This window comes from Streptomyces sp. NPDC000075 (assembly GCF_040301925.1).
In the GTDB taxonomy this organism is placed as follows: Bacteria; Actinomycetota; Actinomycetes; order Streptomycetales; family Streptomycetaceae; genus Streptomyces; species Streptomyces polychromogenes.
In genome coordinates, this window is record NZ_JBEPFL010000019.1 from 1 (window position 1) to 20079 (window position 20079).

The 20079-nt window shown below is 74.7% G+C and carries 19 protein-coding genes; 10 read left to right on the forward strand and 9 right to left on the reverse strand.

What is annotated here, in order from left to right:
• Positions 1–176: 176 nt before the first annotated feature.
• Positions 177–1001: a helix-turn-helix domain-containing protein gene (locus ABT403_RS21970; protein ID WP_351649602.1), complete on the forward strand. Its 825-nt coding sequence runs from the start codon at positions 177–179 to the stop codon at positions 999–1001.
• Positions 1002–1038: 37 nt separating this feature from the next.
• On the opposite strand, the gene ABT403_RS21975 is transcribed toward ABT403_RS21970, so the two are convergent.
• From ABT403_RS21975 to ABT403_RS21985, 3 genes are all read right to left on the reverse strand, one after another.
• Entirely contained in the window at positions 1039–2565 is a 1527-nt protein-coding gene (locus ABT403_RS21975) for a flotillin family protein (protein ID WP_344162826.1), read from the reverse strand.
• A 119-nt stretch (positions 2566–2684) separates the two neighbouring features.
• Complete coding sequence (locus ABT403_RS21980) at positions 2685–2891, reverse strand: NfeD C-terminal domain-containing protein (protein WP_344165744.1); 207 nt, start codon at positions 2889–2891, stop codon at positions 2685–2687.
• A gap of 66 nt (positions 2892–2957) precedes the next feature.
• Positions 2958–3881 (reverse strand): DUF3027 domain-containing protein, encoded by a 924-nt coding sequence (locus ABT403_RS21985; protein ID WP_344162823.1) that lies wholly within the window; start codon positions 3879–3881, stop codon positions 2958–2960.
• 388 nt (positions 3882–4269) lie between these two features.
• Here ABT403_RS21985 and ABT403_RS21990 point away from each other — a divergent pair, with 388 nt between their 5' ends.
• From ABT403_RS21990 to ABT403_RS22005, 4 genes are all read left to right on the forward strand, one after another.
• On the forward strand, positions 4270–5625 hold the full coding sequence (locus ABT403_RS21990; RefSeq protein ID WP_344162820.1) for an MFS transporter: 1356 nt from the start codon (positions 4270–4272) through the stop codon (positions 5623–5625).
• A 189-nt stretch (positions 5626–5814) separates the two neighbouring features.
• Positions 5815–6309 (forward strand): DUF2771 domain-containing protein, encoded by a 495-nt coding sequence (locus ABT403_RS21995; RefSeq protein WP_344162817.1) that lies wholly within the window; start codon positions 5815–5817, stop codon positions 6307–6309.
• A gap of 16 nt (positions 6310–6325) precedes the next feature.
• A complete protein-coding gene (locus ABT403_RS22000; RefSeq protein ID WP_344162814.1) occupies positions 6326–7054 on the forward strand; it encodes a futalosine hydrolase in 729 nt (242 codons plus the stop codon).
• Entirely contained in the window at positions 7038–7919 is an 882-nt protein-coding gene (locus tag ABT403_RS22005) for a 1,4-dihydroxy-6-naphtoate synthase (protein ID WP_344162811.1), read from the forward strand. Before ABT403_RS22000 ends, ABT403_RS22005 begins: the two co-directional genes overlap by 17 nt.
• An 83-nt stretch (positions 7920–8002) precedes the next feature.
• Here ABT403_RS22005 and ABT403_RS22010 read toward each other — a convergent pair whose 3' ends face one another.
• Positions 8003–8386 carry a cold-shock protein gene (locus tag ABT403_RS22010; RefSeq protein ID WP_042811480.1) on the reverse strand — a complete coding sequence of 128 codons (384 nt, stop codon included), beginning with the start codon at positions 8384–8386 and terminating at the stop codon, positions 8003–8005.
• A 177-nt stretch (positions 8387–8563) separates the two neighbouring features.
• On the opposite strand from ABT403_RS22010, the gene ABT403_RS22015 reads away from it, so the two are divergent.
• Positions 8564–8818 (forward strand): hypothetical protein, encoded by a 255-nt coding sequence (locus tag ABT403_RS22015; RefSeq protein ID WP_344162807.1) that lies wholly within the window; start codon positions 8564–8566, stop codon positions 8816–8818.
• A gap of 30 nt (positions 8819–8848) precedes the next feature.
• Here the strand turns inward: ABT403_RS22015 and ABT403_RS22020 are convergent, their stop codons facing one another.
• Together ABT403_RS22020 and ABT403_RS22025 are read right to left on the reverse strand one after the other, a co-directional pair.
• Complete coding sequence (locus ABT403_RS22020) at positions 8849–9484, reverse strand: HAD family hydrolase (protein WP_344162804.1); 636 nt, start codon at positions 9482–9484, stop codon at positions 8849–8851.
• A 213-nt stretch (positions 9485–9697) separates the two neighbouring features.
• Complete coding sequence (locus ABT403_RS22025) at positions 9698–10660, reverse strand: hypothetical protein (RefSeq protein WP_344162802.1); 963 nt, start codon at positions 10658–10660, stop codon at positions 9698–9700.
• A 110-nt stretch (positions 10661–10770) separates the two neighbouring features.
• Here ABT403_RS22025 and ABT403_RS22030 point away from each other — a divergent pair, with 110 nt between their 5' ends.
• The 3 genes from ABT403_RS22030 to ABT403_RS22040 all read left to right on the forward strand — a co-directional run bounded on the left by ABT403_RS22030 (position 10771) and on the right by ABT403_RS22040 (position 15629).
• Complete coding sequence (locus ABT403_RS22030; RefSeq protein ID WP_344162800.1) at positions 10771–13236, forward strand: helicase-associated domain-containing protein; 2466 nt, start codon at positions 10771–10773, stop codon at positions 13234–13236.
• Between the two features lie 60 nt (positions 13237–13296).
• The gene (locus tag ABT403_RS22035; RefSeq protein ID WP_344162798.1) at positions 13297–13902 is read left to right on the forward strand and encodes a DUF4291 domain-containing protein; all 606 of its coding nucleotides are present in this window, start codon (positions 13297–13299) and stop codon (positions 13900–13902) included.
• 83 nt (positions 13903–13985) lie between these two features.
• On the forward strand, positions 13986–15629 hold the full coding sequence (locus ABT403_RS22040) for a DNA repair helicase XPB (RefSeq protein ID WP_344162796.1): 1644 nt from the start codon (positions 13986–13988) through the stop codon (positions 15627–15629).
• On the opposite strand, the gene ABT403_RS22045 is transcribed toward ABT403_RS22040, so the two are convergent.
• Together ABT403_RS22045 and ABT403_RS22050 are read right to left on the reverse strand one after the other, a co-directional pair.
• Positions 15595–16479, reverse strand: a complete 885-nt coding sequence (locus ABT403_RS22045) for a glycosyltransferase family 87 protein (RefSeq protein ID WP_344162793.1) — start codon at positions 16477–16479, stop codon at positions 15595–15597. The genes ABT403_RS22040 and ABT403_RS22045 overlap by 35 nt on opposite strands.
• Before the next feature lie 67 nt (positions 16480–16546).
• Positions 16547–16732 (reverse strand): hypothetical protein, encoded by a 186-nt coding sequence (locus ABT403_RS22050; protein WP_344162790.1) that lies wholly within the window; start codon positions 16730–16732, stop codon positions 16547–16549.
• Positions 16733–17067: 335 nt separating this feature from the next.
• Between ABT403_RS22050 and ABT403_RS22055 the strand changes: the two genes are divergently transcribed.
• Positions 17068–19161 carry a HelD family protein gene (locus ABT403_RS22055; protein ID WP_425580235.1) on the forward strand — a complete coding sequence of 698 codons (2094 nt, stop codon included), beginning with the start codon at positions 17068–17070 and terminating at the stop codon, positions 19159–19161.
• Positions 19162–19328: 167 nt separating this feature from the next.
• Here ABT403_RS22055 and ABT403_RS22060 read toward each other — a convergent pair whose 3' ends face one another.
• On the reverse strand, positions 19329–20021 hold the full coding sequence (locus ABT403_RS22060) for a copper homeostasis protein CutC (protein ID WP_344162787.1): 693 nt from the start codon (positions 20019–20021) through the stop codon (positions 19329–19331).
• Positions 20022–20079: the final 58 nt, after the last annotated feature.

Consider the following 20079-nt stretch of genomic DNA (forward strand, 5'->3'; position numbering starts at 1 on the left):
CGCCGGCGGGGCTATGAACAGCCCCGCCGGCGTTTGAGGCGCGGGGTCTGGGGCGGAGCCCCAGGGAACGGGCGAAGGGCGGGTAGGGGACCTCGCCCCGCGCAGCGGCACCCGCGCCCGGAACCGCCGGGGAGCGGAGCCGCGTCCCAGCCCACAACGGAGGGCATGGCATGCCCATGGCGGACATCAGAACGGGGGCGGGAAACGTGGACTACCTCGATCTCGGCCCCGTCCGTGTGTCCACCACCCCCCGCACCCCCGACCCCGGCCCCGACCGCTACCAACTGGCCCTCGTCACCGGCGGCCTCGTGCTCTGCGACACCTCCCACCCCTACGAGCCCGGCGCCACGCCGCCCCGCACGGTGGTGCTCCAACTCCCCCGCACCGCCCTCCCGTTCCGCCCCGAACGGGTGGACCGGCTGCTGGCCCAGCGGATCCCCGCCACCCGCGGCACCGGCGCGGCCCTCGCCCAGTTCCTCGGCAGCATCGGGGCCCACGCCCACGGCTGCGGCGAACGCGAGCTCGCCCGGCTCGGCTCGGCCGCCCTCGGCCTGGCGACCGCCTGCCTCGCCGAACGCCTCGACGTCTACGACGACCTCCCCGCCGAAGCCCGCGAGGAAGCCCTGCTGCGGCAGATCGACACCTACATCGAGCACAACCTCGGCGACCCGGAGCTGACCCCCGGCGCCGTGGCCGCCCGCCACCACATCTCCCTGCGCCGCCTGCACCTGCTCTTCCAGGACCGCCCCGCGGGCGTCGCCGCCACCATCCGCGGCCGCCGCCTGGCGGGCGCCCGCGCCGATCTGCTGCGGTCCGGCCCGAGGGCCCGGCCGGTGCACTCCATCGCCTCCCGCTGGGGCTTCAGCAGCACCGCCGTCTTCACCCGCGCCTTCCGCCGCGCCTACGGCACGAGCCCCACGGAACTGCGCCGTAAACGCGTTGCGCGCAAGGTCAACGATCCTTGCGCGCAACGCACATTCCTGCGGCCGGCACCGGCCTAAGATCGGTTTCCGGCCGTCAGCCGGTGCCCGCCGCCGGTCAGACCCGGTCCTCGTCGATCGGGATCTGCGTCCGGCCGGGGCCTCTGCCGTTCACGGGGGTGACGGCAGAGGCCGGCCCCTCCCCCTCCCCCTTCTGCTGGACGGCCATCGACGCCAGCAGCTGGCGTGCCACGCCCAGCCCCGTACCGCCCATCGTCAGGGCCTTCGCGAACATCTCCGACATCCCCTCGGCCCCGTTGAGCAGCACCATGTGCTCGACGTTGCCGAACGCCCCGGCGCCCGCCTCGACGATCGCCGGCCAGTTCTCGGCGAGCTGCTGGGCGACCACCGCCTCCTGGTTCTCCGCGAGGGCCGCGGCCCGCGCCTTGATCGCCTCGGCCTCGGCCAGACCCTTGGCCTTCGCCGCCTCCGCCTGCGCGAGACCGTTCGCCCGCGCCGACTCGGCCGCCGCGAGGCCCTTGGCCTGGGTGGCCGCCGCCTCCGCCTCACCGCTGACGCGGGTCGCGGTGGCCGCCGCGTGCCCGCGCGCCTCGGTGGCCTGGGCCTCGGCGGCCGCGGCCGTCTTCACCCGGGTCGCCTCGGCCGCCGCCGCCAGCTCGGTCTCCTTCGCCTTGGCCTGCGCCGCCGAGATGCGGGCGTCGCGCTCCGCCTCGGCGAGCGTCCTCGTCTGGTACGCGGCCGCGTCCGCGGGCTTGCGCACGTCCGCCTGGAGCTGCTGCTCCCGCCGGTGCGCCTCCAGCTCCGCGACCCGGGTCTCCTGGACGACGACCTCCTGGCGGGCGGCCGCCTCCGACAGCGGGCCCGCCTGCCGGGCGGTGGCCGCGGCCTTGTCCCGTTCGGCCTGGTAACCGGCCTGGAGGATCTCGCTGTCGCGGGTGGCCTCCGCCATCCGGGCGAACGCCGTCTGCTCGGCCTCGGTCGCCAGCCGGTTGGCCTCGGCCTGCGCGATGCGGGCGTCACGCTGGACGGCGGCCGCGTGCGGCATCGCGAGGTTCTTGATGTACCCCGTCGGGTCCTCGATCTCGTGGATCTGGAGGGAGTCCACGATCAGCCCGAGCTTCTCCATCTCGGTCCCGCAGGCCGCCCGGGTCTGCCCGGTCAGCTTCTCCCGGTCCCGGATCATGTCCTCGACCGTCAGACCGCCGACGATGGAACGCAGATGGCCGGCGAAGACGATGTGCACGCGCTCGGGCATCATCTTCTGCTGGTCGAGGAAGCGGCGCGCGGCATTGGCGATGGACACGTAGTCGTCGCCGATCTTGAAGATCACGACGCCCTTGACCCGCAGCGGGATGCCCTGGTGGGTCACGCAGTCCACGTTCAGCTGCGTCTCGTTGAGGTCCAGCGACAGCTTGCGCACCGCCTGCACGCCCGGCACGACGAGCGTGCCGCGGCCGGTGACGATCCGGAAGCCCATGCCCTCGCCGATGCCCTCGGTCTTGTGCGTGGACCCGGAGATGACGAGCGCCTCGTTCGGTTCGGCCACCCGCCACATGAGCTTGAACAGGCCGATCAAGGCAATGATTGCGGCGAGAACGACTCCCGCCACGACGCCGATAGCCATCGGCAACGCCCCCTTAGCACGGTGCCGTTCGGCACCGACGGAGGTGAGTGTGCGCCTGCCGGGGGCCACGGGAGAAGTGGCCGGATCATTCTTGTCGCCATCTTGATACGAGGGCGCGCTCAGTCGTCGTAGACGCCCATCACGTAGACGGTGCGCGGGGGCTGGTGCTCCACGACGGTGACGACGGCCCCGACCTCGATGCGCGCGCGCTCGCCGGGGGCGGGGTACGCGAGGAAGTGCTCGGCGCCGCCCCTGATGTGCACGATGACCTCTCCGACGAGCCCCGGCCCCACGGCCCCGGTCACCCGCCCGGTCATCCCCACCATGTCCATGGCACCGAGGGTACGTGCGGACCGCCGCGCGGGGCAGCGCCCCGCACGGCGCGAGTGCCGCTACGAGTGACCCAGGTCCTCGGACGGGAGGTCCGACGCCGCCGCCGGATCCGGCTCCACGGCCGGCCGCAGCGGGAACTCGTCCATCGCCATGGAGTCCAGCACCGGCTCCGCCGGCCTCGGAGCCTTCGGCATCACCGCCGCCTCCGAATGCCCACCGCACCCGTACGACAGCGACACCAGCCGCCCGTCGGCCGGCCCGAACTCGTTCGCGCACACCCCGAAGGCCTGCCCCAGCGACCCTCCGATGGCCACCAGGAAGCCACAGGACACGCACGAGGCCGGCGCGGCCTGCGCCATGGGGGTCTTGGCCCCGAAGGACTCGTCCCAGCGGTCGGCGGCCGTGTGCAGCCCGTACCGGGACAGCACCCGCGCACGCCGCATCCCCAGCTCTTCCGCCACGGCCGTGATCGAGCCGCGCGCGGGCACGACGATCCGGTCGGTGACGTCGGCGTCCTCCGCCTCCACCAGCTCGGCCAGCTCCGCCGACACCGCCGAGTTCGGGGGCGGCACGTCCTCGCCGCTGTACCCGGGCTCCAGCCGCAGGTCGTCCGCGTCCGTGGGGAGCAGATCGCCCGGGCCCATGTCGCCCGGCCGCAGCCGCTCGCTCCACGGCACCCACTCCGGCGCGAGCAGCGCGTCGTCACCCGGCAGCAGCACCGTTTCGTTCAGGGTGACGTTCTTGGCGCGCGACGCGCGGGTGACGGTGACGGCCCAGCGCCAGCCCCGGTAGCCCGCTTCCTTGCACTCGAAGAAGTGCGTGACGACCCGGTCGCCCTCCGCTACGGCGGAGACGTGCTCGCCCACCACCCCGGGGTAGGCGGCCTCCTCGGCGGCCTCACGGGCGAGCTCCACGGCCTCGACGCACAGGCGGTCGGGGGCGGGGGTACGCGGGGTACGGCTTCGCGTCGTCGCAGCACTCACAGGTCTCGTTCTCTCCTACGCCGTCTCACGAGTGCGCCGTCCGTACTGTCGTCCACAACGACCCGTCGGTCTCGTCCGTACGTAGCGCGGGCGGAGCGGACCAGAGGGCCGCGTCGACGTCCGCGCCCCGATCGGCCTCGGGCGCACCCCATGTGATCCATTCTGCGGGATCGCGAAGAGGCGCGCGGCCAAGAGCAACCGCCGGTGGCGCGCTACGCACGCTACCTCCTCTGAAGCCTTCGGCCCACATGCGAGGTCCGATTCGCGGACATCGGAGGCACCCGGACCAACCCCGCGAGCCTCCCCGGAGCACCCGGCGACCGCCCCCGGAGCGCACCCCGACACGCCGGGACGGGTCCCGGCGGGCGGTCTGGGGCACTATGGCCACGTGGCTCCCGCACGGTCGTCCCCAGACGGCTCGGGACCGGCCAGGCGGGCCGGCCGGGCGGTCGGGCGTGCCCTGCACCTCCCGTTCACCGGTACGGCGCGCGGGATCCGTCGGGTCACCCACGCCCACGGGGCCGGGGAATCGGGGCTCGGCCGGCTGATCGAGCTGCACGCCATCAACGGCGCCGGCGACGTCATGATCACGGTCGCGCTCGCCTCGACGGTGTTCTTCTCCGTTCCCACGGACGAGGCACGCGGACGGGTGGCCCTGTACCTGGCGATCACCATGGCCCCCTTCACCCTGCTGGCCCCCGTCATCGGCCCCCTGCTGGACCGGCTGCCGCACGGACGGCGGGCGGCGATGGCGGGCGCCATGCTGACGCGGGCGCTGCTCGCGGTGATGATGTCGGGCGCGGTGGCCACCGGCGGCCTGGAGCTGTACCCGGCGGCGCTGGGCGTCCTCGTCGCCTCGAAGGCGTACGGCGTCGTACGCAGCGCCGTGGTCCCGCGCCTCCTGCCGAAGGGGTTCTCCCTCGTCAAGGCGAACTCCCGGGTCACCCTCGCCGGGCTCCTCGCGACGGGCGCCGCCGCGCCGGTCGGGGCCGCGCTGCACCTGCTCGGACCTCCGTGGCCGCTGTACGGGGCCTGCGCCATCTTCGTGTGGGGGACGTTCGCGGCGTTCCAGCTGCCGCACAAGGTGGACGACGCCAAGGGCGAGCGCCGGGCCCGCCTCTCCACCCACGAGGCGCACTCGAAACGGCCCGGGCTGCGCACGGTCAGCCGTCCGGTGCTGTGCGGGCTGCTGGCGAACGCGGCGATGCGGGCTCTGTCCGGGTTCCTGATCTTCTTCCTGGCGTTCCTGCTGCGCGAGCACCCGCTGGGCGGCCAGAGCGCGGCCGTCTCCCTCGGCATCGTGGGCGTCGCGGCGGGCGTGGGCAACGCGTGCGGCACCGCCGTGGGGGCCTGGCTGCGGGCCCGCGCCCCCGAGGCGATCGTGGCGTCGGTGCTGGCCGCCACCCTGGGGGTGGCGGTCCTCGCGGCGCTCCTGTTCAGCGGCCCGTTCATGGCCGTCCTGGCCGGCACGGCGGGCTTCTGCCAGGCCCTGGCGAAGCTCTCCCTGGACGCGATGATCCAGCGCGACGTCCCGGAGGCGGTCCGCACCTCCGCCTTCGCCCGCTCGGAGACCCTCCTGCAGATGGCGTGGGTCCTGGGCGGCGGCATCGGCATCGCCCTCCCCCTGAACGGTGTCCTGGGCATGTCGGTGGCGGCCGCGGTGGTGGCCCTGGGCACGGCGATCGCCCTGCGCGGCTTCCTCACCACCCACCGCCGGGGCTCCACCCAGACCCGCGTGGCGTAACGGCGCGGGCAGGTGCCTGCGCGGGCTGAATTTCGCGCAGCGAAATTTCAGCCCCGCCGGCGATTGAGGCGCGGAGCCCCCGGCCGACCCCGCCCCGCAGAGCCCCCCGCCCCCCGCGGAGCGCAAGGGCACGCCGCCGTAGGACCCCCGTGCGGCGGCGCGGCCCGGCGGCCAGATAGCCTTCGGCTCATGACCGCACCGCTTTTCCCGGGTAGGGCCCGCCGCAGCGTCGCGGCCCTCGGAGCCGTGTCCGCCGGCCTCCTCCTCCTGTCCGCCTGCGACAAGCCGACGCCGCTCGCGACGGTGACCGTCGGCGGCTCCTCGGTGTCCGCCGAGTCCGACTGCCGCGCCGACGGCGGCAAGGACCTCTCCATGGACAAGGTCCAGGAGTGCCTCACCGGCGTGAAGGACGCCAAGACCATCGAGTACGGCCGTGGCGACACGCTGCGCCTCGGTGTCGAGCCGAAGATCGTCGAGGACGGCAACAAGTGGCAGGCGGTCCTCGACGGCCAGCCGATCACCGAGCCCTCCGCGAACACCTACCGCAGCTTCGCGGGCGCCGACGTCTTCGCGACCGGCGGCCAGGGCGAGGCGCCCCAGTCGAAGATGCTGGGCTTCGTCCAGGTCGGCGAGGACGGCAAGCCCCTCGCCGTCTGGTCCTTCAAGCTCAAGCTCAAGAAGTAAGCGGCGGCGGCGCAGCGTGCGCGCGCTGATCGTGACCGCGGTGGCCGCGGAGGCCGACTCCGTGGCCTCCGGCCTCACCCCTCATCAGGACCCGGTCACGCCTGAACCGCGCACCCTCCCCGGGGGCTACCTCATCACCCGCCGGGACCTGCCCGGCCTCGCCGCCGACGTGCTCGTCGGCGGTGTCGGGCCGGCCGCCGCCGCGGCCGCCACGGCCACCGCGCTCGCGCTGGCCGACTACTCGCTCGTCATCTCCGCCGGCATCGGCGGCGGGTTCGCCCCCGCCGCCCCGCTCGGCTCGCTCGTGGTCGCCGACGCGCTCGTCGCCGCCGACCTGGGCGCCGAGACCCCCGAGGGCTTCGTCCCCGTGCGGGAGCTCGGCTTCGGCCGCAGCGTGCACCTTCCGCCCGCCGACCTGGCCGCCCGCGCCGCCGAGGCCACCGGGGCGCTCCTCGCGCCCGTCCTCACCCTCTCCACCGTCACCGGCAGCGCCGCCCGCGCCGCCGAGCTCGCCGCCCGGCACCCGCTCGCCGGGGCCGAGGCGATGGAGGGCTTCGGGGTGGCGGAGGCGGCCTCGGCGCACGGGCTGCCGGTCCTGGAGATCCGCGCCGTGTCCAACGCCGTCGGGCCGCGCGACCGGGCCGCCTGGCGGATCGGGGAGGCGCTCGCCGCCCTCGCCGACGGGTTCCGCGCGCTGGGCCCCGTACTCGTCACCTGGGGAGAACGCCATGACCGCGACCGCTGACCACACCCCCGACCGCACCCCCCTGAGCACGCTCGGCATCGCCTACTCGCCCTGCCCGAACGACACCTTCGTCTTCGACGCGTGGGCACACGGCCGCGTCCCGGGCGCGCCCGTCCTCGACGTGACCTTCGCCGACATCGACGTCACCAACGGCATGGCCGAGCGTGGCGAGCTGGACGTGCTGAAGGTCTCGTACGCGGTCCTGCCGTGGGTGCTGGAGGAGTACGCGCTGCTGCCCTGCGGCGGCGCCCTGGGGCGCGGCTGCGGCCCGCTCGTCCTCACCCGCGAGCCGGGACTGGACCTCGCCGGGAAGACGGTCGCGGTGCCGAGCGAACGCTCCACCGCCTACCTGCTGTTCCGGCTGTGGGCGGCGGACGTGCTCCCCAGCGGGGTCGGCGAGGTCGTCGTGCTGCCCTTCAACGAGATCATGCCCGCCGTGCGCGACGGGCGGGTGGACGCCGGACTGGTCATCCACGAGGCCCGGTTCACCTATCAGGAGTACGGGCTGCACTGCCTCGCCGACATGGGCGAGCACTGGGAGTCCACCACCGGCCTGCCGATCCCGCTCGGCGCCATCATCGCCAAGCGCTCGCTGGGCGCGGACACGCTGCGCGCGCTGGCCGAGGCGGCCCGCACGTCGGTGCGGATGGCGTGGGAGGACCCCGAGGCCTCCCGGCCGTACGTACGGGCGCACGCGCAGGAGCTGGACCCGAAGGTCGCCGACCAGCACATCGGGCTGTACGTCAACGAGTTCACCGCCGACCTGGGCGACGCCGGCTACGCGGCCGTGCGCGGGCTGCTGACCAGGGCCGCGGCCGAAGGTCTGGTTCCGGCCATCGGCCCGGACGCCCTGAGCTTCCCGTAACCGCGGGCCGCACGCGACGGTGCCCCGCCGCTCGGAGGAGCGGCGGGGCACCGGTGTACGCGGATGTACGCGCGCGGGAACGATCAGACGTCGAGCTGGTCGGCCACCGCGCGCAGCAGGCCGGCGATCTTCGCGCCGTGCGCCTTGTCGGGATAGCGGCCGCGCTCCAGCATCGGGGTGATGTTCTCCAGCAGGGTCGTCAGGTCCTGCACGATCGAGGCGAGCTCGTCGGGCTTGCGTCGCTGCGCGGCCGCCACGGAGGGCGTCGGCTCCAACACGACTACCGAAAGCGCCTGGTCACCGCGCTGTCCCGCGACGACGCCGAACTCGACGCGCTGCCCGGGCTTGAGCGCGTCGACCCCATCGGGGAGCACCGACGAGTGCACGAAGACGTCTCCGCCGTCGTCACGGGAGAGAAAGCCGAAGCCCTTCTCGCTGTTGAACCACTTGACCTTGCCGGTAGGCACGTCCGTCCTCTGTCCTTGTGCTCGTCGGGTCCGGTTTGCCGATGTGAACGGCTCCGGATAGCAGTACAGCGGGTCCTTCGACCCGCCTCCTCCAGGCTAATGGTCCTGGTCCGGGTGGCAAGACGTTCCCCGGTCCTTCCCGCTCCACCGCTTCGGCCAGGGAACTACCCTGGTGGGGTGACTGTTACTCCTCACCCCGACGAAGCCCGGCCCGGCGACGGACTGGTCAAGGCCGGCGGCATCGTCTTCATCGTCGGCGCCGTGGCGACGCTCGCCACGATGGCCCCGCTGTTCCTGGGCACCGACCCGTTCCCGTCGTACGCGTGGGCGGTGTGCATGCTCATGGGCGTCGGCTTCGCGATCTCCGCCGCGGGCGTGCTGCGCTCGGCGGCGGCCCAGCGCCGGGCGGCCCGGGCTTCCCAGGCCGCCTGACGCCCCTTCTCCCGGCCGGGTCGGCCGGGCTCAGACCGCGAGGGTGCGGGCGAACTCCGCCAGCCACTGCGGCAGCGCGGTGAGGTCCTCCAGCACCACGTCCGCACCCGCCTCGCGCAGCTCCGGCTCCGCGCACGGGCCGGTCGCCACCGCCACGGACAGGGCTCCGGCCGTCCGGGCGCCGCGCACGTCGCCGATGTGGTCGCCGACGTACACCTGCGCGCCGTACTCGCGCAGCGCCTTGGCCTTGCCCTCGGCCCAGAGCCAGCCGATGACGGCGTCGGCCTCTATGCCGAGGTGGTCGAGGTGCTGGCGGGCGTTGGGCTCGTTCTTCGCCGTGACGACGATCGCCCGGCCGCCGAGCGCCTGGACCGCCTTGACCGCCTCCCGGGCGCCGGGCATCGCCGGCGTCGGCTCGATGGCGTAGTCCGGGTACAGCTCCCGGTACAGGTCCCGCATCGGGGGGATCTGCTCCTCGGGGAACCAGTAGGCCAGTTCCTCCTCCAGCGGGGGCCCGAGACGGGTGATGGCCAGGTCGGCGTCGATGTACGCGCCGGTCTTCGCGCTGAGCGCCTGCCACGCCGCCCTGATGCCGGGGCGGGAGTCGATGAGCGTCATGTCGAGGTCGAATCCGACGGTGAGCTGTGGGGGGAGGTGGGAGGTCATAGCGCCATTGTGCCGAGACTCCAGCGGGGCGCGGGAGGGTAAGCGGAGGTTGGCTTATCGGATAGCGTTATTTGGCGGAATGTCAGCTCTTGCCCCATTTTCGGCCAGAGGTGTGCCGTTGGGGGGCGGGGCCCGGGTGCGGGGTTGCCGGGGTCTGACCTGGGCGGTCTCGGAGAAGGGCCGGGGCTTTCGCCCCGCCCAGCGGTCCGCTCCCTACCGCCGTCGGCTGCGCCAGGTCAGGTACGCCGCCAGGACGGCGCCCGCCGTGCGGGCCAGGGCGGGCCACATCGACTGGAAGGCCGGACCCAGCTGGTCCGTCGGGAGGGGGTCGCCCCAGCGGCCCGTGGTGCGGCCCCACAGCCAGAGCATCGCCGCCGTGAAGACCCCGGCGGGCACGCCGAGGATCACCCACTTGCGCTCCAGCGGCCCGAGCACCCGGGACACGTACGCCACCAGCGCGCCCGCGCCCAGCAGCGGCCAGTAGCCGGTGAGCGCGCCCGCCGCCAGGAGCAGCGCCGACAGGAGGAGGAAGCCGTGCGGGCGGGGGCGCGGGGTCTTGGCCGGCCCGGCCTGGTCCGCGTCCGCCGCCCGGGCCGCCTCCCGGCGTTCGCGGCGCTTGCGCAGGTGGCGCAGCAGGCCGCCGCCCTCCGGGGCGGGGCCGGGCGGCGCGGTGGGCTTGGGCTCCTCCTCGTCCGGGAGGCCCAGCAGTTCCGGGATCTCGATGCCGCCCGCGAAGCCCTCGACCTGCGGCCCGCGGCCGGTGGACGGCAGCCGCCACCAGTCGGGTTCGCCGTCACCGGAGGACGCGCCGCCCAGCTCGTCGAGGCCCGCCAGGTGCGGCGGCACGTTCTGCGGCTCCGGGGCCGGGGCGGACTTCGGACGGCGCCGGTTGCCGCGCTGGACCGGTACCGAGGCCGGTGCCGGGTCCGGTGCGGCGGCGGGCTCGGCGGCCCGCGCCGCCTCGGCCAGGACCTCCTCCGGGGTGCCGAGCCGCTCCAGGACGGCCCGCACCGCCTCCGGCGTCTCCGGCTCGAACCGGGCGCGCCGCCGGTCGATCTCGTCGCGCAGCCCCGCCACCAGTCGCATCCGGTCCCCCGACGACAGCTGCCGCTGCTGCGCCAAGTCGCCGACCCGGCTCAGGTATTCGTAGACCAGATGGTCGCTCTCGATCCCCACGCCCCAGAAGGTAGCGCGTGCACGCGTGGAGCGGTCGTCGGCGCAGCGGATACCGTTGCCCGGATGGGGACCGGCCGACGACCGGCCGACGTGACCAGGAGGCGAGCACCGTGCCCGAGGGAAGTCCACAGGGAAGCACGACGGGACGTACGCCCGGAAGCACCACCGCACCCCCTCCGCGCTCCCTCGCCGAGGCGCTCCGCGCCCGCGACGACGCGGCGCTCGCCGCGCTGCTGCACGCCCGCCCCGACCTGCTGAACCCGGTGCCCGGCGACGTCACGCAGCTGGCCACCCGGGCCGGCACCCGGGCGTCGGTGGTGCGGGCCCTGGACCGCCTCGACCGGTTCGCCCTCCAGACGGCCGAGGCTCTCGCGGTGGCCCCGGACCCCTGCCCGTACCCGGTGCTGGAGGAGCTGCTCACCGGCACCGGCGGTGAGGACACGAAGGACCGTGCGGCCCGCGACGCCCTCCCCCGGGCCCTGGGGACCCTGCGCGACCAGGCCCTGGTGTGGGGGGACGACGACCGGCTGCGCCTGGTGCGCACCGCCCGGGAGCTGCTCGCCCCGTCCGCGCAGCGGCCCTCCCCGACGGGCCTGGGGCCCACCGTCGCGGAGGCCACGGCGGGGATGTCGCCGACCCGGGTGCAGGAGATCGTCGCGGCGGCGGGGCTGCCCGCCACGCACGACCCGGTGTCGGCGGTGGCCGCGCTGACCGGGCTGTTCACCGACCCGGAGCGGATGTCGGCGCTGCTGGACGGGGCTCCGGCGGAGGCCCACCAGGTGCTGGGGCGGCTCGTGTGGGGGCCGCCGTACGGGGAGGTGACGCCGAACCCGGCGCCGCCCGTGCGCTGGCTGCGGGACCGGGGGCTGCTGCTGCCGGCCTCGCCGCGCACCGTCGTACTGCCCCGCGAGGTGGCCCTGCACCTGCGCGGCGGGCTGGCGCACCGGGCGACGGCGCCGGTGGCGCCGCCGGTCGGCGTGCACCGCGAGCACCGTCCACAGCTTGTGGACGCGAACGCCGCCGGGCAGGCGCTGGCCGCGCTGGCCACCGTCGAGGAGCTGGTGAAGTCCTGGGAGCACACCGGTCCGCTGGTGCTGCGGGCGGGCGGGCTCGCCGTGCGCGACCTGAAGCGGACGGCGTCGGCCCTGGACACCACCGAGCAGGCGGCCGCGTTCTGGATCGAACTCGCCTACGCGGCCGGGCTGCTGGCCAGCGACGGCGAGGCCGACGAACGGTACGCGCCGACGCCCGCCTTCGACGACTGGTGCGAACTTCCCCCCGCCGAACGGTGGTCGGCGCTCGCCTCTGCCTGGCTGGCCGCCACCCGTACGGCCGGGATGGTCGGTGAGCAGGACGCCAAGGGCCGCACCCTGGCCGCGCTCGGCCCCGACCTGGACCGCTCGCCCGCGCCCGAGGTGCGCCGCCGGGTCCTGGAGCTCCTCGCCGCGCTGCCCGAGGGCGGCTCGCCCGACCCGGACGCGCTGCTGGAGCGGCTCGCGTGGGAGCGTCCGGAGCGCGGTACGAGCGACCTGCGCGCCCGGCTCGCGCACTGGACCCTGCACGACGCCGAGGTGCTGGGCGTCACCGGCCGGGGCGCGCTCAGCGCGTTCGGCCGGGCCCTGCTGGAGGGCCGCGACCCGGCGCCGCTGCTGGCGCCGCTGCTGCCGGAGCCGGTGGACCACGTCCTGCTCCAGGCCGACCTGACGGCGGTGGCGCCGGGGCCGCTGCGCCGGCCGCTGGGCGAGGTGCTGGCGGTGCTGGCGGACGTGGAGTCCAAGGGCGGGGCGACGGTGTACCGGTTCACGCCGGGCTCGGTGCGCCGCGCCCTGGACTCCGGGCAGACCGCCTCCGACCTGCACGCCTTCCTCGCCGAGCACAGCCGCACCCCGGTGCCGCAGCCGCTGGCGTACCTGATCGACGACGTGGCCCGGCGGCACGGGCACCTGCGCGTCGGCGCGGCCTCCTCGTACGTGCGCTGCGACGACGACGCCATGCTGGGCGAGATCCTGGCGGACAGGCGCTCGGCGGGCCTGGGGCTGCGCCGGCTCGCGCCGACGGTGCTGGCGGCGCAGGCGGAGCCGGGTGCGCTGCTCGACGGGCTGCGGGCGATGGGGTACGCCCCGGCGGCGGAGTCCCGTACGGGTGACGTGCTGGTGGCGCGGGCGGCCGCGTACCGCACCCCGGAGCGCGCGGCGCCGGTGCCGGTGCCGGACGGGCCGCCGGTGCCGGACGCGACGCTGCTGGGTGCGGCCGTACGGGCGATCCGCGCGGGTGACCTGGCGGCGACGGCGGTCCGCAAGGAGCCAGCCGGGCAGTCGGGCGCCCCGGCGCCGGGCGAACTGCCCCGTACGAGCGCGGCGGAGACCCTGGCGACGGTGCAGGCGGCCGCGCTGACGGGGTCGGCGGTGTGGATCGGGTACGTCAACGCGGAGGGGGCGGCGAGCCAGCGGGTCATCGCCCCGGTGCGGGTGGAGGGCGGCTTCGTCACCGGCTACGACCACACGGCGGACGAGGTCCGCACGTACGCCCTGCACCGGATCACGGGCGTCGCGGAACTGGCGGAGGACCAGGTCTAGGGGACCCCCGGTAGGGAAAATGCCTGGCGGGCCGGGGTGCGCGGCCCGCACGCTGGGCTCATGCAGGAGACCCAGACCCCGGACATCCCCACGCGCCAGATCCGCGCCGCGCACACCGCCAGCACCGTGACGGTGTACCAGGCGTACTCCCCCGCACTCGGTCTGCCGGCGGCCCGCGACGGCCGCTTCCCGCCGGCCTGGAAGCGGGAGCGGATGACGTGGATCAAGCCGTCGTTCCTGTGGATGATGTACCGCTGCGGCTGGGCCACGAAGGAGGGCCAGGAGACGGTGCTGGCCGTCGAGATCAGCCGTGAGGGCTTCGACGGGGCCCTGGCGCAGGCCTGCCTGTCGCACTACGCGCCGCGCGTGCACACCGACCGCGCGGACTGGAAGAGGACCCTGTCCCGCTCCCCGGTCCGCGTCCAGTGGGACCCGGAGCGCGACCCGCACCTGAACCCGCTGCCGTACCGGTCCCTCCAGCTGGGCCTGTCCGGCCCGGCGTCGCGGGCTTACGCGGACGAGTGGACGGTGGCCATCCGCGACGTCACCCCGCTGGTCCGCGAGATCCACAGCCTGCTGCGCGCCGGGGACACCGGCGCGGCCCGCGCCCTGCTCCCGGTGGAGACCCCGTACCCGTCGGGGCCGCTGCCCCACCTCGACGCGTAGCCGCGCCCGCGGCGGGATGCGGCAGACTGGAGGTTTGGCCGCCCGCGCCCGGGCGGCCGCCACCCCGCCGGAAAGGGACAGGCGTGAACGGGCCTCTCATCGTCCAGAGCGACAAAACCCTCCTCCTGGAGGTCGACCACGAGCTCGCCGGTGCCGCGCGCCGGGCCATCGCCCCCTTCGCCGAGCTGGAGCGGGCGCCCGAGCACATCCACACGTACCGGATCACCCCGCTGGGGCTGTGGAACGCGCGGGCGGCCGGGCACGACGCCGAGCAGGTCGTCGACGCGCTCGTGGAGTTCTCCCGCTATCCCGTCCCGCACGCGCTGCTCGTCGACGTGGCCGAGACGATGGCCCGCTACGGGCGGCTGACCCTCTCCAAGCACCCCGTCCACGGGCTGGTGCTGACCAGCACGGACCGGCCCGTGCTGGAGGAGATCCTGCGGTCGAAGCGGATCACCCCGCTGGTCGGGGCGCGGCTCGACGCGGACACGGTGGCGGTGCACCCGTCGGAGCGCGGGCAGATCAAGCAGACGCTGCTGAAGCTGGGCTGGCCGGCCGAGGACCTCGCCGGGTACGTGGACGGCGAGGCGCACCCGATCGAGCTGGAGGAGAACGGCTGGGCGCTGCGGCCGTACCAGGCGCAGGCCGTCGAGGGGTTCTGGCACGGCGGGTCGGGCGTGGTCGTGCTGCCGTGCGGTGCGGGCAAGACGCTGGTCGGGGCGGGGGCGATGGCGAAGGCCAAGGCGACCACGCTGATCCTGGTGACGAACACGGTCTCGGCGCGGCAGTGGAAGCACGAGCTGGTGAAGCGGACGTCGCTGACGGAGGAGGAGATCGGCGAGTACTCGGGTACGCGCAAGGAGATCCGGCCCGTCACGATCGCCACGTACCAGGTCCTCACCACGAAGCGGAAGGGCGTCTACCCGCACCTGGAGCTGTTCGACTCGCGGGACTGGGGGCTGATCCTCTACGACGAGGTGCACCTGCTGCCGGCGCCCGTGTTCAAGTTCACCGCCGATCTCCAGGCGCGCCGCCGGCTCGGTCTGACGGCGACCCTGGTGCGTGAGGACGGCCGGGAGTCGGACGTGTTCTCCCTGATCGGGCCGAAGCGGTTCGACGCGCCGTGGAAGGAGATCGAGGCGCAGGGTTACATCGCGCCCGCCGACTGCGTCGAGGTCCGGGTGAACCTGACCGAGTCGGAGCGGCTGGCGTACGCGACGGCCGAGACCGAGGAGAAGTACCGCTTCTGCGCGACGACCGCGACGAAGCGGAAGGTCACCGAGGCGCTGGTGCACAAGCACCGGGGTGAACAGACGCTGGTCATCGGCCAGTACATCGACCAGCTGGACGAGCTGGGCGAGCACCTGGACGCGCCGGTCATCAAGGGCGAGACGTCGAACGCGCAGCGCGAGAAGCTCTTCGACGCCTTCCGCGAGGGCGAGATCAACGTCCTGGTGGTCTCGAAGGTCGCGAACTTCTCCATCGACCTGCCCGAGGCCACGGTCGCCATCCAGGTGTCGGGCACCTTCGGGTCCCGGCAGGAGGAGGCGCAGCGCCTGGGCCGGGTGCTGCGGCCGAAGGCGGACGGGCACGAGGCGCGGTTCTACTCGGTCGTGGCGCGCGACACGATCGACCAGGACTTCGCCGCCCACCGCCAGCGGTTCCTGGCGGAGCAGGGGTACGCGTACCGGATCATGGACGCCGACGAGCTGCTGGCGGGTGACTGACCGGGCCGGAGCCGCCCTCGCCGTCCCGCCCCAGGGGTGACCTCGGGGCGGGGATCCGGCCCGTCGTCACGGGGCCGGTACCGGGGCCGGGTGCGGGTCCGGGCCCTGGGCGGCGGCGCCGGAGGGCGGCGGCCGCCCTGGCCACGAGGACGGTGAGCGGCGGGACGGCCCACACCCACAAGTGCCGCCAGTGCAGCAGCGGCGCCCCGCCGGCGGCCGGCGGCAGGTGCGCCCAGAAGGCGGCGGAGGCCTCGGGGAGGACCAGCGCGCCGAGCAGGGCGGTGCCGGTGAGGCCGGCCAGGGCGGTCAGGCCGGCCCGGACGCGGCCGGTGAGCAGCAGGTACGGGATGAACACGGCCGGGGCCAGGGTGATCCCGGCGGCGGTGCCCAGCGCGAAGCCCCGGCCGAGGGCGGCGCGCGGCCGGCCCAGGTCCCACAGGGTCAGGCAGGCCAGGGCCAGGTTGATCTGTCCGGGCAGCGGGCTCTGGAACAGCGGCTCCAGCCACAGCCCGGCGATGGTGGCGGCCAGGACGGGACCCGGCCGGGCGCGTACTCCCCCGAGGCGGCAGGAGAGCAGGACCAGCAGGGCGAGCAGGCCGCCGTTCCCGAGGACGAGGACGGCCTTGAGCACACCGGCGGGCAGCCAGGCGGCGGGGGTGAGGAGGATGGCGGCGAACGGCGGGTAGCCGGCGGGCGGGTGCCAGTCGGCGGCGCAGAAGCCGCTGAGCCAGGCGTCGGCGGTCGGGACGCGCAGGGCGACGCACAGGACGCCGAGGGTGAGCAGCGCCCCCGTGACCAGCATGCCGGCGAGGGGCGACGGCGAGCGGTCGGGATCGGTGCTGCGGGTCACGCGCGTGACCCTAGTGGATCAGCGCACACCCTCCGCCGGGATCAGGCCACACGCCCGTGACCGCAGGTCAGCGGCGTATGACGCCGGCGTCCTCGGAGTACTCGCCGAGGACGGCGACGCTCACGACGGCGGTCGCGAAGACCTTGACGGCGCGCAGGGCGTCCCCGACGCGGTGCCGGGGGTGGTGGGAGGCGGTGGCGGTGGCGCCGCTAGGGCGGCCGCCCTGGATCGGGGTGAAGGTTGCGGTGCTCATGGATCCATGGTGCGTTTTCGCCCGGCCGTGCACATCGGTCTGGAGAGCCAACTTCACGGGCCCCGGGGTCCTCCTCACGTCCCATGGGTTCCCCTAGGGCTCTGCCGAAGGTCTGACACCCCGGGGTATGACACCCGTTCGGGGGTACCGGCGGCCCGGGATCCGCGTCCCGTACATCCACCCGTACATCCACCCGTAAATCCATTCGCGCCCGCCCCGCCCGCTGACTACAATCTCCGCTCTTGCCGCCTCCCGCCGCCGTACCGGGGAGAGCCGCCCACCGGCCGGTAACCGGTGGGTTTCTGTTCCGCACCGAAGCCGCTGGAGGCAGTCCCGTGCCCGCGCACGCCCCCGACACCGCGCACGCCCCCGACACCACGCCCGACACCGCCGGCCTGCTCGGCCGCGAGCGCGCCCACCTGGCCGCCTCCCGGGCCGCCCTGCGCGCGATGCGCGAGGACGTCGAGGCCCTCGACATCCGCGACGTCACCGCGAACTGGGTCAACGCCGCCGTCCTCCAGGCGCAGATCGACGACCGGATCAAGGCGCTGGCCGACCTCGCCCACACCCCGCTGTTCTTCGGCCGCCTCGACTACCTCCACGCCCCGGGCGCCGACCTCGCCGAGGGCGCGGGGGGCGAGCAGTTCTACATCGGCCGCCGCCACGTCCACGACGCCGACGGCGACCCGATGGTGATCGACTGGCGCGCCCCCGTGTCGCAGCCGTTCTACCGCGCCTCCAAGGCCGACCCGCAGGACATCGCCCTGCGCCGCCGCTTCGGGTACACCGGCGGCGACCTCACCGCGTACGAGGACGAGCACCTCTCCGACCCGGCCGAGGCGGCGGCCGTCAGCAAGCTGCTACAGCAGGAGATCGAACGTCCCCGCGTCGGCCCGATGCGCGACATCGTCGCGACGATCCAGCCCGAGCAGGACGAGATCGTCCGCTCCGGCCTGTCCGGCTCGGTCTGCGTCCAGGGCGGCCCCGGCACCGGGAAGACGGCCGTCGGCCTGCACCGGGTCGCGTACCTGCTGTACGCGCACCGCGAGCGGCTCGCCCGCACCGGCACGCTCGTCATCGGGCCGAACCGTTCCTTCCTGCACTACATCGAGCAGGTCCTGCCGGCCCTGGGAGAGCTGGAGGTGCAGCAGGCCACCGTCGACGACCTCGTCGCCCGCCCCGGTCTGGAGGTGCGCGGCACCGACGCCGCCGCGACCGCCGTGGTCAAGGGCGACGCCCGGATGGCGGAGGTGCTGCGCCGCGCGGTCCGCTCGCACGTCAGCGTGCCCGCCGAACCGCTGATGGTGGTCCGCGGTTCGCGCCGCTGGCGGGTGCCCGCGTACGAGCTGGAGGAGATCGTCACCGAGCTCCAGAACCGCGACATCCGCTACGGCGCCGCCCGCGACGCGCTGCCGCAGCGGATCGCGCACGCCGTCCTCGTGCGCATGGAACAGGCGGGCGAGGCGCCGGACGACCGGGTGCAGGACGCGGTGGCCCGCAACGCGGCGGTGAAGGCGGCGGTCAAGGCGGTCTGGCCGCTGGTCGAACCGGCGAAGCTGGTGCTGCGGCTGCTGTCGGACCCCGCGTTCCTGGCGGAGCACGCCGAGGGGGTGCTCACGGAGGAGGAGCAGAAGCTGCTGCTGTGGCCGAAGCCGTTCCGGAGCGTGAAGTCGGCCAAGTGGTCGGCGGCGGACCTGGTGCTCATCGACGAGGCCGCGGACCTGGTGGAGCGGACGCATTCGCTCGGGCACGTCGTCGTCGACGAGGCGCAGGACCTGTCCCCCATGCAGTACCGGGCGGTGGGCCGCCGCTGCACGACGGGTTCGGCGACGGTCCTGGGCGACCTCGCGCAGGGCACGACCCCGTGGGCCACGCGCAGCTGGCGCGAGGCGCTGGAGCACCTGGGGAAGCCGGAGGCGGTGCTGGAGGAGCTGACGGCGGGTTTCCGCGTGCCGCGCGAGGTGATCGCGTACGCGTCGCGGCTGCTGCCGCAGATCTCGCCGGGGCTGGCGGCGGTGTCGTCGGTGCGTGAGACCCCGGGTTCGCTGACGGTGTCCGCGTCGGCCCCGGACGAGCTGGTGGCGGACGTCATCGGCGCCTGCCGGGACTTCCTCGCGTACGAGGGCTCGGTGGGGCTGATCGCGGCCGACGCGCGGATCCCGCTGCTGGCGGAGGCGCTGGTGGCGGCGGGGCTGCCGTACCTGTCGCCCGGCGAGGAGACGACGGCCGAGTCCCGGCTGACGCTGGTTCCGGCGTCGCTGGCCAAGGGTCTGGAGTACGACTACGTCGTGCTGGACGAGCCGGCGGCGATCGTGGACGGCGAGCCGGACGAACGCACCGGTCTGCGCCGCCTGTACGTCTGCCTCACCCGAGCCGTCTCAGGCCTCACAACCCACCACGCGACCCCCCTGCCGGCGGCATTGGCGTAGCGGGGCTGTATGTAGCCCGCGCGGCGTTTGAGCGCAACGGGGTCCGGGGCGGAGCCCCTGGGGGCACCTCCCGGCGGTAGCCGGGGGAGAAACGGAGAAAGGGCGGGGCGGGGAGAGGCTCCGCGCAGCGGCCCCCGCACCCGGCCCCCGGCCCCGTCCCGGCAGGACTACCCCAGCGCCGCCCGCCACTCCGCGACGGCCTCCGCGGACACCGGCCGCCCCCACCCGGAGGGACGGGCCGCGCCGCCGATGTGGAACGCGTCGATGCCCGCCTCCCTCAGCACCGGCACGTGCGACAACGCCAGCCCGCCCCCGACGAGGATCCGCGGCCCGTACCCCGGCTCGCCGCGCCGGCCCGCCGCGGCTTCCGCGATCAGGACGCCCAGCCCCTCCGGGACCCCGGCCGCCGAGCCCGCCGTCAGGTACGTGTCCAGCCCCGGCAGGTCGGCCAGCGCCTTGCGCAGGCCGTCCCGGTCCGCCGCGCGGTCGATGGCCCGGTGGAAGGTCCACCGGCAGCCGTCGAGCTCCGCCAGGACCGTCTCGACCGCCGCGAGGTCGGGGCTGCCGTCCGGGTGCAGGAACCCGAGGACGAACTCCTGCGCCCCCTCCGCCCGCAGCTCCCGCGCCGCCCGGGCCAGCGCGGCGACGTCGCCCGCCGCGAACCCGTCCGTCAGACGGAGCATCACGCGCAGCGGGATGTCGACCGCGGAGCGGATCGCCGCGAAGGTCTCGCGCGACGGGGTGAGCCCGTCGGCGGCCATGTCGGTGACCAGTTCCAGCCGGTCGGCCCCACCCGCCTGGGCGGCGACCGCGTCCTCCGCGTCGAGGGCGATCACCTCCAGGAGCGCACGGTTGCTCATGTGATCCCATCCTTCGGAACATAGGGAAAATAGGTCTAGTCCAATATCAGGGTACGGG